This is a genomic window from Streptomyces sp. ISL-87, assembly GCF_018614095.1.
GTDB lineage: Bacteria > Actinomycetota > Actinomycetes > Streptomycetales > Streptomycetaceae > Streptomyces.
Genome location: NZ_JAGGOY010000036.1, coordinates 14,932 through 27,306 on the forward strand (window position 1 = coordinate 14,932; position 12,375 = coordinate 27,306).

The window sequence follows — 12,375 nt, forward strand, 5'->3', positions numbered from 1 at the left end:
CCCGACCGGCTCCCCCGGTGCCCCCGGCCCTGACGGCAGCCCCGGCGCCCCCGGCCCGACCGGCTCTCCTGGCCCCGTCGGCTCCCCCGGACCCGCCGGACCTGCCGGACCCGTAGGACCGGCCGGACCGGCCGGACCCGCCGGACCGGCCGGACCCGCAGGGCCCAAGGGGCCTCGCGGCGACAAGGGTGAAAAGGGTGACTCGGGCGATGACGGCCACGGTCACGACGACGAGGGCGACGAGGGCGACCACGGTCACGACGACGAGGGCGACGAGGGCGACCACGGTCACGACGGTCACGACCACGGCAAGCCCGGCCACGGTCACGACGGTCACGACCACGGCAAGCCCGGGCACGGTCAGGACGGTCCCGACCAGGGCAAGCCCCCGTGGGCCGACTTCCTGCCGGGCGGCCTCGGCGATGCTCTGGGCCACATCGGTTCCGGGCGCACCGCCAAGAACGTCAACTTCACCCCCGTAAGCGCCGCCACCGGCCTGCAGTCGAAGGAGACGTCGCCGGCCCTCGCCGCGACCGACTCGAGCAGCGAGGTCGGCATCATGGCCGCCACTACAGCCGCGCTGGCATTCGTCGGAGGCTCGGCCTTCTTCGCCATTAGGCGGACCCGGGGAGGTGCAGCAAACCGACAGGACTAGCCCTTCACAGGTAAGGGCTGACGCTCGGCCAACCACATAGGCCGTCCGATCCGCCATTCGGCAGCTGAGCCCCTGGACACATCGTCCGGGGGCTCAGTGGCGCTCACGGGCTCGGCAGGGACAGCGCGCGGGCATCTGGCCACGGTTCTGGGCCGGCGTACGCCCTGATGGCTTCCTCGATGAAATGCCGGGTACCGTCCGGGCTCAGCGCCTTGGCCTGCAAGTGCGCATACATGTCGCTGTAGCGTCGCACGTCGGATCGTTTCTCCAGATAGAGGTCGCTGGTGAACCTCTCCAGATACACCACGCTCACATCGGTGGTGTCGGCGAACTCGAGCAGCGAGAACTGTCCCGAGACGCCTGGGTGCGCACCCACATCGTGAGGGAGAACCTGCATGGTGATGTGCGGCTGGGCGCTGAGGCGGGTCAGATGGTCCAGCTGCTTGCGCATGACCTCGCGGCTGCCCACGACGCGCCACAGCGCCGATTCGTCCAGCACGGCCCATAAGCGCAGCGGGTTGCCCGGGGCGCGCAGCCGGTCCTGGCGCCGCATCCGCACCTGGAGGCGGGTGGCGGCCTGCTCGGCAGTGGCGTGAGGGATCGTTCCTGCGATGACCGCCCGTGCATAGGCGGGGGTCTGCAGCAGGCCGGGGACCACCAGGGGCTCGTAGAACCGGATCGCGGCCGCCTCGGCCTCCAGGCCGATGTAGGCGCCGTACGGGATGTCGTCATAGGCGTTCCACCAGCCCTGCTGACCCGATTCCCTGGCCATCTGCAGCAGATGGTCAACGCGCCGCTGATCCCGGACTCCGTACAGCTCGCAGAGATCTCGCACATCGCGCGGCTTGATGGGTCGGCGGCCGTTCTCCAGCAGACTGATCTTGGGCTGGGAGATCAGCAGGCGTGCCGCCACCTGCTGCGTCGTCATACCGCTGACCTCCCGGAGCCGACGCAGCTCCGCCCCCAGTCGGCGCCTGCTGACGGTGGGATTGACAGTGACACCCACGGGGCGTGTACCTCCGCTTCAAGAACCTTGCGCTGGCGAGCAGATTGCCACGGCCAGAGCAGCTGGATCCGTCTTGGCCCCCCGTGTCATGCAGGGCGATTCGCGCCGGGCGCAGAGCGACCTGAACTTCGTATTGCATCTCACCCGGCTGACCGTATTTTCCGGTTGCAATAAATAAGCGGATGAACCGCAATTCGATACAGCTTTCTGCGCAATGTGCAAGCGTCGGCGAGGCTGCCCCATGTGATCCGGCTGCCCCGCTTCGACCTTGCCCTTGTCGCGATCGCCGTCACGGTCCTGTCGGTCGGGGCGCGCCGGACGACGCCGGCTGCCCGGCCCACATCGTCACGAAAAGTTCCTTATGTCAGAGATGAGCCCCAGGCGTAACATGAGAGATGGGCCATTGCACTCTCACGTGTGGCGGCCTGGAAGGGCGGCCCCGGCGTGTGAATGTGCCGGGGCCGTTGTGGCATCGCCGTACGACGGTCCCGGCGAGCGCACCGCCGCCACCTCCTCGCGGTCGAAGGCCGGGGGGCGACCTCCGCGGCTGCCCAGCCGCTTTCGGTTCGCGGCCTGATCGGCGGGCTGCGGGATAACGGCCCGGATCCCGCGCCGACGCAGATGAGATCGGATCGCGGGACGAATACGCCTTGTCGGCCAGGACCACGGCCGGTGTGGTCCCGGGCGGCCCGACGGGCGTGGGCACCGGTGAGCGGGCTATGACCCTAGGCCAAGGCCGCGCGGAGGTCCGCGATCTCGTAGCCCCGCGTGTGGATGAGGTCGATGATGTCCGGCAGGGCAAGGGCGTCGATGACGTCGCCGTGTCGTTCCGGCGTGCCCATGTGCATCTGCACGATCTGCCCCGGGACCAGGGTGTCCGCCACGCGGGTGACCGCCTCGGCCGTGGTCATACCGCCCTCGGTGCCGACGTAGCCACGGGTGTCGGTGGTGAACTCGACGTTCGTCCATCCACGGGCGTTGGCGGCGGCGATGCCCTGCTCGGTGGTCTCGCTGTACGGGAAGCGGAAGAACGGCGCCGGGGTGGTGCCGCTCGCGGTGCGGATGGCCTGGTCGGCGCGGTCCATCTCCTGCTCGGCCTCCCGACGGGTGATGTCCCGGAAGTCGGGGTGGGTGTGGGAGTGGTTGCCGATCCCGTGCCCGGCGGCGGTGATGGCGCGCAGGGCCTGGGGGTGGGCTTGCGCGAACTCACCCGTGACGAAGAACGTCGCCGGCGCACGGTGACCTCGCAGGACCGTGAGGACGCTGTCGAGGCCGTCCTCGTTCCAGGCGGCGTTGAACGTGAGGGCGGTGATGCGCTGCTCGGTGGGGATGAGCCGGACCTCCTCACCGTCCAGGCCGGCCGCTACGGCGGGCGGAGCCGCCAGCGTGGCGGCGAGCGCCAGCAGCGCCGAACGTCTCGTGATCGGGGCGGCGGAGAGGGGTTGTCGTCGCACGGGGCTCCCAGGCTCGTCGGGGCGGGCCCGGTCGATCGTGGCCCGGGCCGGGATGCGGGCCGTGGAGGCCGCCACGGCGCGCGAAGCACGCCCGGCATCGCGTGCGAGCCGCGCGCGCTCGGCCGTTCGGGGTTGCGGGAGCAGGGTTCCCGGATCCGGTATCGCACACGCCCCCCGGGGGACCGGCCGTGCCTCCGCCGTCCCCTCCCGCACCCTTTGTGGTCAGGCGCCCCAGATCGCTACGCGCTCCTGTTGCCCGGCGCCTGCGGCCCGTCCGTGGCCGGACATAAGCCGCCAACGATCGCTGCGGGGCTCCTCCAACTCGGCGGCTGCGGCTCGGCGGCGAGTCGGCTTGGTGCGTGGGGGTTCTCGGGGGAGGGTTCATAGAACCAAGATCAACATGGTGTCTACGGCACCAGAACACAGGGGGAAGACTGTGCAGATCCGCAGGAAGATAGCCGCAGCTGCCGTGACGATGGCTGTGGCCGGTACCGGCCTGATCGCCGGGACCGGGTCGGCCTGGGCCGGGACCAACGGCCAGCAGATCCAGATCGACGACGCGTCCGGTCGGGCCCAGTCGGTCTACATCAAGGGGCCCAACCAGAACGGCGTCACGGTGGGGCACTGCTTCAACGTGAACCGGGACTCCACCACGCCACTGGGCGGCTGGTGGTGGAAGGGCTCCGTAGAGGTCACCGCCTACACCTACAACAACTGTGGTGGCGGTCGCTTCTACACCCGTTCTGCCTGGATCGACACCACGCAGAGCTGGGGTGACTTCCAGGTCGTCTCGGTCAACTGACCGACCCACGGCGCACACCGCCCCGGCCACCGCGAGGTGGCCGGGGCGGTTCCGTACCTCCACCACGAAGGTGCCACGCACCGAATGGTGATAGCTCTACGCATGACCAGCCCAGACGGCCCGCAGACGCTGAGGGCGAGGAGCGCGTAGCGATCTGAGGCGGCTTAGACCGACCGGCAAATGGATCATTTGACGCGGCGTCGGATCGTCGGGTCGGAGTATCCGGCTGTGGAGATGCGTTCGTAGCCGGAGCCGTGGAGGACCGGTGCGAGCACGTTGTGCTCGAAGACCGTCATCGCGTCCCGCTTCCTGGCGGGTCCTGCGCCGCGCGCGGTGCGACGTCACCCGCGATGACATGACGCCTCCTCAGTCGCACAGGGCTGCCGTCCGCGCCTTCATCAGTCCCTCGCTCAGCGGGACGGGCCGCTCATCCTTCAGGTCCGCGCCGAGGTCGTAGACATTGACGGCGAGTACCAGCTGTCGCTCACCGTCGGCGGTGGTGAGGGCCACGCTGGTGAAACCGGGTCCGGCGCCGTCGGTCTCCCAGACACCGACCGGCTTGGTGTCCGGCTCCGAGCCACATCGCACGTCCATGCGCTGCACGCCGAGTCCGTACGCCGGCGCTTTGGGGAACTGCACCGTGTTCAGGACCGCGTCATCCCGATGAACTGCAGGAAGGGCGACAAGGCGTCGATGGCGCGCCCGTTCGGCAGGAGCGGGTAGCGATCTGGGGCGGCTTTTCGCGCTGCGTCCGGGGGGAATGACTGGCGCCGCTCGGTCGGGAACAAGTCCCCCTGGGCGGCCCCAACACCTCGGCTGCTTGATCCCGTTCGGCGGCCCGCCTCCGGGCCCCGCCCGGCACAATGGATGCCGGGCACTGGTGAGGGGCGGGGTGCATGACCAGGTGGGGGCTGCTCGTCGAGCAGAATCTCGGTTACGGCCACGGGGGGCGGACATGGTCCGCCGGGGTACTGGGCCACGTAGACGGGACGCGGGACGAGGCACTCGCGGAGCTTCGGCGGCGGGCCGAGCGCTTCGAGCCCCTGCATCCCGCGAAGCCGAAGCGGCGGGTGCTGTACCGGGACGGCGACGGGTTCCTGCTGGTGCTCGACGGTATGTGGGAGGCCTTCCACTGCCGGTTCACCGTGGCGGAGCAGCTCTACGACAGCGCCGCCCTCAAGCCGCTCCCGAACCCGCCCCCGAGCCGGAACTCCCGCCACCTCCGCCGCCGCTCCCCCCGCCCCCGCCGAAGGCGTGGGACGCGGACGTGCCCGAACGCCCCGAGTGGCTCGGCCGGGCGGGCCTCCCGTAAGACACCCCGTGGTACGACGAAGGGGTGAGGCGCGCCTCACCCCTTCGTCGTCCGCGGATCGTCCTAGAGGAACGAGTTGATCTCGATCGTCTCGGTGCGGCCGGGGCCGACGCCGATCGCGGAGATCGGGGCGCCCGACATCTCCTCCAGCGCCTTCACGTACGCCTGCGCGTTCTTCGGCAGGTCGGCGAAGGTCTTCGCCTTCGTGATGTCCTCGGACCAGCCGGGCAGGTTTTCGTAGATCGGCTTCGCGTGGTGGAAGTCCGTCTGCGAGTACGGGAGCTCCTCGACGCGCTTGCCGTCGATCTCGTACGCGACGCAGACCGGGATCTGCTCCCAGCCGGTCAGCACGTCCAGCTTGGTCAGGAAGAAGTCGGTCAGGCCGTTCACCCGCGTCGCGTAGCGCGCGATCGGGGCGTCGAACCAGCCGCAGCGGCGGTCGCGGCCGGTGGTGACACCGCGCTCGCCACCGATGCGACGCAGGTCCTCGCCGTCCTGGTCGAACAGCTCGGTCGGGAACGGGCCCGCACCCACACGCGTGGTGTAGGCCTTCAGGATGCCGATCACGCGCGAGATCTTCGTCGGGCCGACGCCCGTACCCGTGCAGGCGCCACCGGCCGTCGGGTTCGACGACGTGACGAAGGGGTACGTGCCGTGGTCGACGTCGAGCAGGGTGCCCTGGCCGCCCTCGAAGAGCACGACCTTGTCCTCGTCCAGCGCGTTGTTGAGGATCAGGGTGGTGTCTGCGACGAAGCGCTTGATCTGCTCTGCGTACTGGAGCATCTCCTCGACGATCTGGGCGGCGTCGATCGCGCGGCGGTTGTACAGCTTCGCGAGGAGCTGGTTCTTGCCCTCCAGCGCGGCTTCGACCTTCTGGATGAGGATCGACTCGTCGTAGAGGTCCTGGACGCGGATGCCGACGCGGTTGATCTTGTCCGCGTAGGTCGGGCCGATGCCGCGACCGGTCGTTCCGATCTTGCGCTTGCCGAGGAATCGCTCGCCGACCTTGTCGAGAGTGACGTTGTACGGCGTAATGAGGTGCGCGTTGCCGCTGATGAGCAGCTTGGAGGTGTCGATTCCGCGCTCGTTCAGGCCGCGCAGCTCGGAGAGCAGTACGGACGGGTCGACCACGACACCGTTGCCGATGACCGGGGTGCATCCGGGGGAGAGGATGCCGGAAGGGAGAAGGTGCAGTGCGTACTTCTGGTCGCCTACGACAACCGTGTGGCCGGCGTTGTTGCCGCCCTGGTAGCGCACTACATAGTCAACGGATCCACCGAGCAGGTCGGTGGCCTTTCCCTTGCCCTCGTCACCCCACTGAGCTCCGAGCAGCACAAGAGCGGGCACAGGCGTACACCTCTTCCGGATGGGGCATGTCCAAGGTCAGGGGGCGTACGACGATGTACACCGCAGGCTGAGCCGTCGGACCGGTACCCCGGAATAGACGAAGGCCCTGGCGCAATAGCGCAAGGGCCTCTTGCACAAAGATGCTACCCGAGGAAGGACCGAGGTGTCGGCTCCAGAGCCCACCATGAGCCATGCGGGCGCGCCGGTAGGCGGCTTGCTTGTGCTCGTCGACCCGGTCGCCCGCCGTTTGGACGGCGAGTCTGTGCGGATCGCGAAAGATGTGTTGTCAGCCGGGGCAGCGGCGAAGATCTGCCTGCCCGACTCGCCGGAGGAGTTTGCGCGGGCTCTTGCCCGCAGGGGTCATCGAAGGCCCGTGATCGTCGGGGACGACGGCGCGCTGGTACGCGCTGTGACGCTGCTCCACCGATCGCGTGACCTGTCGGGGGAGGCGTTGTCGCTGATCCCGGTGGGCCCGGTGGGATCCCTCGGGCTGGCCCGTTCCCTGGGCGTGCCGCTGTCGGCCGTCATGGCGGCGCGGGCGGCCCTGGACGGCGTGGTCCACGCGAGGGACCTGCTGGTGGACGACAGCGACGGGGTGGTGCTGGGCGGGCTGCGCATTCCCCCGCTCGGGCAAGGCGCCGTACGCCGCTCCCTGCTGCGGACCCTGTTTCTGCCGTCGGGGGCCTCCCGATCGCGGGGTTCCCGTTCCCGTACGCCGCACCGCTTGCGGGTGGAGGCGGACGGGGTGGTCCTGGCGGATGTGGACCACGCGGTGGAGGACGTCTCGGTGACCACGCGCGACGCGTCGGGGTCCGGGGGCGGTGCCGGTGGCGCCGGGGCCGGTGTCGGCGCCGGTGCCGGTGCCGGTGCCGGTGCCGGTGCTGCCGCCGGGGCCGGGGTTGGAGCCGGTGCCGGGGCCGCGGGCCTGGCGGAGGTCACCATCCGGCTGTCGGGCTCCCGCCGGGTGACGCAGCGTGCGTCCACGGTGACGGTGTCGGGCTCCGACTTCCGCTACCGCGCCGACCAGTCCCCAGCGGGCCCGGTCCGCCGCCGCACCTGGACCCTCCACCCAGCAGCCTGGTCCCTGACCTTGCCCCGCTGACGCCTGGCATGGCGGGGCCGGGCCGGGCCGGGTCCGCGCCCAGCCTGGTCCCCGGCCCGGCCACCCGGGCGTGTCGCGGTGCCCTGCCCGGCCTGGCTGCCGCCGCCGAAGTCGCTGGTCACCGTGCCGTCGCCCTTGCCCGGCCTGGCTGGTGCTTTGCCCGGCCTGGCCCCTGTCCGTCCGGCCTGTCGGGTTGCCCGCCCGCCCTGCCGGGTCCGGGCAGCGTCCCGGCCGGGGCGAGCTACCCCAGGTCCAGCGTTGCCCGGTGGGCGCGCCAGCGGTCCAGCAGGCCGAGCATTTCGTGTTGCAGGAACTCGAAGAACGCCGCCGTCTCAGCGATCCGCGCACCCGCCGGGGAGTCGGGGCCCAGGCTGGCCGCGCCCTCCCGGAGCGTCTTTTCCCACAGGGTCAGGACCTGGTCCCGGCGCGTGAAGGTCTCGTACCAGAGTTCGTTGTGCAGGACGTAGCGGTCCCGCCGGGACCCCGGCTCGCGCTCGCGGCTGACCATGTTGACCTGGGTCAGGTACGAGACCGCCCCCGACACCGCCGCCGGACTGATCCGCAGCGCCTCGCCCAGCTCGGCCGACGTCATCGCGGCGCCGTCGCTGGCGAGCAGCTGCGCGAAGACCCGGGCCGCCATGCGCTGCATGCCCGCCTCGGTCAGCTGCGCGGCGAACCGCTCCACGAAGCGGGAGACCGCACTTTCATCCCGTACCGCGTCCCGCGCGTCCTCCTGGGCGTCCCGCGCGTCGTCCCGTACATCCATGTCGTCAGCCACCCTCCAGACTTTACGCGATTCCCTATCTTCACAAGTTTGTGAAAGTAGCGTACGTTCAGAAGCATGACGAAGGCAATAGGCGTCGCCGGACTCCACAAATCGTTCGGCCGCACCCACGCACTGGACGGACTCGACCTCTCGGTCACGACCGGCGAGGTCCACGGCTTCCTCGGGCCCAACGGCTCCGGCAAGTCCACTACCATCCGGGTCCTCCTCGGTCTGCTGCGCGCCGACTCCGGCGCCGCCGAGCTGCTCGGCGGCGACCCCTGGGCCGACGCCGTCGAGCTCCACCGCCGCGTCGCCTACGTGCCCGGAGACGTCACCCTGTGGCGCAACCTCTCCGGCGGGGAGGTCATCGACCTCTACGGGCGGCTCCGCGGCGGCCTCGACCGCACCCGCCGGGCCGAGCTGATCGAGCGGTACGAACTCGACCCGACCAAGAAGGGGCGTACGTACTCCAAGGGCAACCGGCAGAAGGTCGCCCTCGTCGCCGCCTTCGCGTCCGACGTCGAGCTGCTCGTCCTCGACGAGCCCACCTCGGGCCTCGACCCCCTCATGGAGGAGGTCTTCCAGAGCTGCGTCGCCGAGGCCCGCGCCGCCGGCCGCACCATCCTCCTCAGCTCGCACATCCTGAGCGAGGTCGAAGCCCTCTGCGACCGCGTCAGCATCATCCGCAACGGCCGCACCGTGGAGACCGGCAGCCTCACCGAACTCCGCCACCTCACCCGTACCTCCATCAGCGCCGAGCTCGCCGGGCCGCCGAACGGCATCGCCCACCTGCCGGGCGTGCACGACGTGGAGGTGGAGGGGCTGAAGGTCCGACTCCAGGCGGACACCGACAAGCTGGACGCCGTACTGAGCTCCCTCGTCGCGTCGGGCGTGCGCTCGCTGACCTCGACCCCGCCGACCCTCGAAGAGCTCTTCCTCCGCCATTACGCGGACGGCGCCGACGCTGACGCCGCCACCGGAACCGGTACCGGAACCCAGGCAGGCGCATCGCGATGAAGAACCAACTGGCCGGAACCGGCGCCCTGCTGCGCCTCGCCCTGCGTCGTGACCGCGTCATGATGCCGGTCTGGATCGTGGTCGTGGCGATGATGGTGCTCAGCCTGCCCGCCTCGCTGGAGTCGGTGTACGGCACGCCCGCCGAACGGGGCCGCCTGCTCGCCACGATGAACACCAACGGCTCGCTGCGCGCCCTGTACGGCCCGGTCTTCGGGGACTCGACCGGCGCCCTGACCGCATGGCGCGGCGGGATCTTCGCCGGGCTGCTCGCCGGGATCATGAGCCTGGTCATCGTGGTCCGGCACACCCGCGAAGAGGAGGAGACGGGCCGTCAGGAACTCCTCTCCGCTGCCATGGTGGGCCGCCGGGCCCCGCTGACCGCGGCCCTGCTCGCCGCCCTGACCGCCAACGCGCTGGCCGCCCTCCTCATCACCGGCGGCCTGGCCGGGCGCGGCACCGTCGGCGCGGCGGCCCTCGGCCTCGGCATCGGCGCCACCGGCATGCTGTTCGCGTCCCTGGCCGCGATCGCCGCTCAGCTCACCGAGAGCGCGCGGCTCGCGAAGGGGCTCACGGGAGCACTGATCGGCGCGGCCTTCACGCTGCGCGCCGCCGGTGACGCGGGCTCGACCGGGGGTGCCTCCACCCTGACCTGGGTGTCGCCGCTGGGCTGGCTGGAGCACGTACGGGCCTTCGCGGACGAACGCTGGTGGGTGCTGGGCCTGTTCGCCGCGGCCGTGGCGGCGCAGGTGGCGGCCGCGTACGAGCTGGCCGGGCGGCGGGACGTGGGCATGAGCTTCCTGCCGGCCCGCCCCGGCCCGGCGGAGGGCCGGCTCGGCACGGCCGGGGCGCTCGCCTGGCGGCTCCAGCGCGGCAGCCTGGCCGGCTGGAGCCTTGGATTCCTCGCCGCGGGTCTGACCTTCGGCGGGATGACGGACGGCGCCACCGAGCTGGTCGGCGACAACGAGAAGACCCGCGAGATCATCGAGCGGATGGGCGGGCAGAGCGGGCTCGCGGACGCCTTCCTCGCCACCATGGCCGGGATGCTCGGCATGATCGCCGCCTTGTACATCGTCTCGGCGGTGCTGCGGCTGAGCGGCGAGGAATCGGGGCAGCGCGCGGAGCCCCTCCTCGCGAACGCGGTGGGCCGGCTCCAGTGGGCGGGCGGCCATCTGGCCGTCGCCTTCGGCGGCTCGACGCTCATCCTGCTGGTGGCGGGGCTCGGCCTCGGCATCGGGCACGGCCAGTCCGCCGGGGGCACCGCCGCGGCGATCGGCGCCACCCTCGCGCAGCTCCCCGCGGTGTGGGTGATCGGCGCGCTGGCGGCGCTCCTGCACGGCGCGGCGCCGAGGTTCGCGGTGGCCGCCTGGGCGGTGGCCGGGACCGCGCTGGTCCTGGGCTGGATCGGCCCGGCGCTGAACCTCCCACAGGCGGTCATGAACCTCTCGCCCTTCGCCCACCTGCCCAAGCTGCCGGGCGCCGAGTCCCTGGCGTGGGCCCCGATGGCGACCCTCACCGTCCTGGCGGCGGCCCTGCTGGGGGCGGGCCTGACCGCAATGCGCCGCCGGGACCTGGCCGTGTAGAACCTGGCCGTGTAGAACCTGGCCGTCTAAAACTCCACGAGCAACTCGGTCAGCCCCCGGATGACATACCCGTCCCGCCACTGCGGCTCCCGTACGAGCCGCAGTGGCGGGACTCCGTCTGCCAGCAGCGCCCCGAACGAGGCCGTCAGCTCCTGCCGGGCGAGAGGCGCCCCCAGGCAGTAGTGGATCCCGGCCCCGAAGGCCAGATGCGGATTGTCGGCCCGTACGAGGTCCAGCTCATCGGGGTCCTCGAAGCGCGCGGGGTCCCGGTTCGCGGACCCGAAGAGCAGCGCGACCTCGGCCCCACGCTCAATCGTGGTGTCCCCGACCTGGATGTCGTCGAGCACCCAGCGCTCGAACATCTGGAGCGGTGTGTCGTACCGCATGAGTTCATCCACAGCTGTGGACAAGTTTTCGGGATTCCGGCGGAGGGCCGCCAGCTGCCCGGGATTCCGGAACAGCGCCCACCACCCGTTGACCGTCGTATTGACGGTCGCCTCGTGCCCGGCGTTGAGCAGGAGCACGCAGGTGGAGATCATCTCCTGCTCGCTGAGCTTCCCCTCCTCGTCGTGAGCGGCGATCAGCCCGGAGATCAAATCCGTGCCGGGCTGCTTGCGCCGCTGGTCGATGAGCGCCCGCAAGTAGTCGCTGAACTCCACGCTCGCCCGTACGGCCCTGCGCGCGGTCTCCTCGTCCGGCCGGAGCTCGAACATCCCGCAGATGTCCGCCGACCAGGGCCGCAACAGCCCCCGGTCCGCCTCCGGCACCCCCAGCAGCTTGGCGATCACCGCCACCGGCAGCGGCTCGGCGACGGCGGTCAGCAGGTCCCCGCCGCCGTCGGCCAGCAGCCGCCCCGCGAGCTCCCGGGCCAACCGGTGCACGGCGGGCGCGAGCCGCTCCACGGTCCGCGGGGTGAACGCCTTGGCCACCAGCCGCCGCACCCGCCCGTGCGCGGGGTCCTCGAGGTCCAGCAGGCCGTTCCCGTTGAGCACATGGAACGGCTCGTGCTCGGCCGGGGGCGCCTCGCGCCCGAACTCCTCGTGTGTGAACCGGTGCAGGTAGGTCCGCCCCAGCCGCCGGTCACGGAGCAGCGCGCTCACATCGGCGTAGTGCGGCACCAGCCACTGTCCGGTCGCCTCCGACCACACGGCCCGCCCCTGCTCCCGCAACTCCCGGTAGGCGGGGTACGGATCGGCGACAAACGCGGCATCCCACGGATCAAATCCCATCCCCGCACCCTAGGCCTCCGGCACGCCGGGGAGGGGAATCCCCGGCGGCGCCCACGGCTCCGGCGCCACCGATGCTCCAGGGCCACCGATGCACCAGGGCCAGCG

Annotated in this window: 11 protein-coding genes and 2 pseudogenes; 6 read left to right on the forward strand and 7 right to left on the reverse strand. The window is 71.0% G+C overall.

The genetic code is table 11. The annotated features are described in order from the left end of the window. Nucleotides 1-655 (forward strand): annotated as a pseudogene (locus J7I97_RS38475) (hypothetical protein); the annotation flags it as partial. 103 nt (nucleotides 656-758) lie between these two features. Here J7I97_RS38475 and J7I97_RS13820 read toward each other — a convergent pair. The 3 genes and pseudogenes from J7I97_RS13820 to J7I97_RS13830 form a co-directional block, all read right to left on the reverse strand. After that, nucleotides 759-1,661, reverse strand: a complete 903-nt coding sequence (locus tag J7I97_RS13820) for a helix-turn-helix transcriptional regulator (RefSeq protein WP_214934527.1) — start codon at nucleotides 1,659-1,661, stop codon at nucleotides 759-761. A gap of 513 nt (nucleotides 1,662-2,174) precedes the next feature. Beyond that, nucleotides 2,175-2,352, reverse strand: a pseudogene (locus tag J7I97_RS13825) (IS5/IS1182 family transposase); the annotation flags it as partial. A 34-nt stretch (nucleotides 2,353-2,386) separates the two neighbouring features. Continuing rightward, on the reverse strand, nucleotides 2,387-3,115 hold the full coding sequence (locus tag J7I97_RS13830) for a polysaccharide deacetylase family protein (RefSeq protein WP_308369138.1): 729 nt from the start codon (nucleotides 3,113-3,115) through the stop codon (nucleotides 2,387-2,389). A 469-nt stretch (nucleotides 3,116-3,584) separates the two neighbouring features. Between J7I97_RS13830 and J7I97_RS13835 the strand changes: the two genes are divergently transcribed. Further along, the gene (locus J7I97_RS13835; RefSeq protein WP_251049293.1) at nucleotides 3,585-3,917 is read left to right on the forward strand and encodes a hypothetical protein; all 333 of its coding nucleotides are present in this window, start codon (nucleotides 3,585-3,587) and stop codon (nucleotides 3,915-3,917) included. 366 nt (nucleotides 3,918-4,283) lie between these two features. On the opposite strand, the gene J7I97_RS13845 is transcribed toward J7I97_RS13835, so the two are convergent. Beyond that, nucleotides 4,284-4,556 (reverse strand): hypothetical protein, encoded by a 273-nt coding sequence (locus tag J7I97_RS13845; RefSeq protein ID WP_214934530.1) that lies wholly within the window; start codon nucleotides 4,554-4,556, stop codon nucleotides 4,284-4,286. 257 nt (nucleotides 4,557-4,813) lie between these two features. Between J7I97_RS13845 and J7I97_RS13850 the strand changes: the two genes are divergently transcribed. Beyond that, nucleotides 4,814-5,257: a hypothetical protein gene (locus J7I97_RS13850; RefSeq protein WP_374195469.1), complete on the forward strand. Its 444-nt coding sequence runs from the start codon at nucleotides 4,814-4,816 to the stop codon at nucleotides 5,255-5,257. 35 nt (nucleotides 5,258-5,292) lie between these two features. On the opposite strand, the gene J7I97_RS13855 is transcribed toward J7I97_RS13850, so the two are convergent. Further along, entirely contained in the window at nucleotides 5,293-6,576 is a 1,284-nt protein-coding gene (locus J7I97_RS13855) for an adenylosuccinate synthase (RefSeq protein WP_214934533.1), read from the reverse strand. Between the two features lie 184 nt (nucleotides 6,577-6,760). Between J7I97_RS13855 and J7I97_RS13860 the strand changes: the two genes are divergently transcribed. Further along, nucleotides 6,761-7,678 carry a diacylglycerol kinase gene (locus J7I97_RS13860; protein ID WP_214934733.1) on the forward strand — a complete coding sequence of 306 codons (918 nt, stop codon included), beginning with the start codon at nucleotides 6,761-6,763 and terminating at the stop codon, nucleotides 7,676-7,678. Nucleotides 7,679-7,919: 241 nt separating this feature from the next. Here the strand turns inward: J7I97_RS13860 and J7I97_RS13865 are convergent, their stop codons facing one another. Then, nucleotides 7,920-8,444 carry a GbsR/MarR family transcriptional regulator gene (locus J7I97_RS13865; protein WP_214934735.1) on the reverse strand — a complete coding sequence of 175 codons (525 nt, stop codon included), beginning with the start codon at nucleotides 8,442-8,444 and terminating at the stop codon, nucleotides 7,920-7,922. A 75-nt stretch (nucleotides 8,445-8,519) separates the two neighbouring features. On the opposite strand from J7I97_RS13865, the gene J7I97_RS13870 reads away from it, so the two are divergent. Together J7I97_RS13870 and J7I97_RS13875 are read left to right on the forward strand one after the other, a co-directional pair. Next, complete coding sequence (locus J7I97_RS13870; protein ID WP_214934536.1) at nucleotides 8,520-9,461, forward strand: ABC transporter ATP-binding protein; 942 nt, start codon at nucleotides 8,520-8,522, stop codon at nucleotides 9,459-9,461. After that, on the forward strand, nucleotides 9,458-11,041 hold the full coding sequence (locus J7I97_RS13875; protein WP_214934539.1) for an ABC transporter permease: 1,584 nt from the start codon (nucleotides 9,458-9,460) through the stop codon (nucleotides 11,039-11,041). Before J7I97_RS13870 ends, J7I97_RS13875 begins: the two co-directional genes overlap by 4 nt. A 26-nt stretch (nucleotides 11,042-11,067) precedes the next feature. Here the strand turns inward: J7I97_RS13875 and J7I97_RS13880 are convergent, their stop codons facing one another. Continuing rightward, complete coding sequence (locus J7I97_RS13880) at nucleotides 11,068-12,270, reverse strand: cytochrome P450 (RefSeq protein WP_214934542.1); 1,203 nt, start codon at nucleotides 12,268-12,270, stop codon at nucleotides 11,068-11,070. Between the last annotated feature and the right edge of the window lie 105 nt (nucleotides 12,271-12,375).

Excerpts from the sequence above, each read along its gene's own strand:
- J7I97_RS13865 (WP_214934735.1), bottom strand. The coding sequence starts at position 8,444 with ATGGATGTACGGGACGACGCGCGGGACGCCCAGGAGGACGCGCGGGAC.
- J7I97_RS13880 (WP_214934542.1), bottom strand. The coding sequence starts at position 12,270 with ATGGGATTTGATCCGTGGGATGCCGCGTTTGTCGCCGATCCGTACCCC.
- J7I97_RS13860 (WP_214934733.1), top strand. The coding sequence starts at position 6,761 with ATGAGCCATGCGGGCGCGCCGGTAGGCGGCTTGCTTGTGCTCGTCGAC.
- J7I97_RS13875 (WP_214934539.1), top strand. The coding sequence starts at position 9,458 with ATGAAGAACCAACTGGCCGGAACCGGCGCCCTGCTGCGCCTCGCCCTG.
- J7I97_RS13850 (WP_374195469.1), top strand. The coding sequence starts at position 4,814 with ATGACCAGGTGGGGGCTGCTCGTCGAGCAGAATCTCGGTTACGGCCAC.
- J7I97_RS13870 (WP_214934536.1), top strand. The coding sequence starts at position 8,520 with ATGACGAAGGCAATAGGCGTCGCCGGACTCCACAAATCGTTCGGCCGC.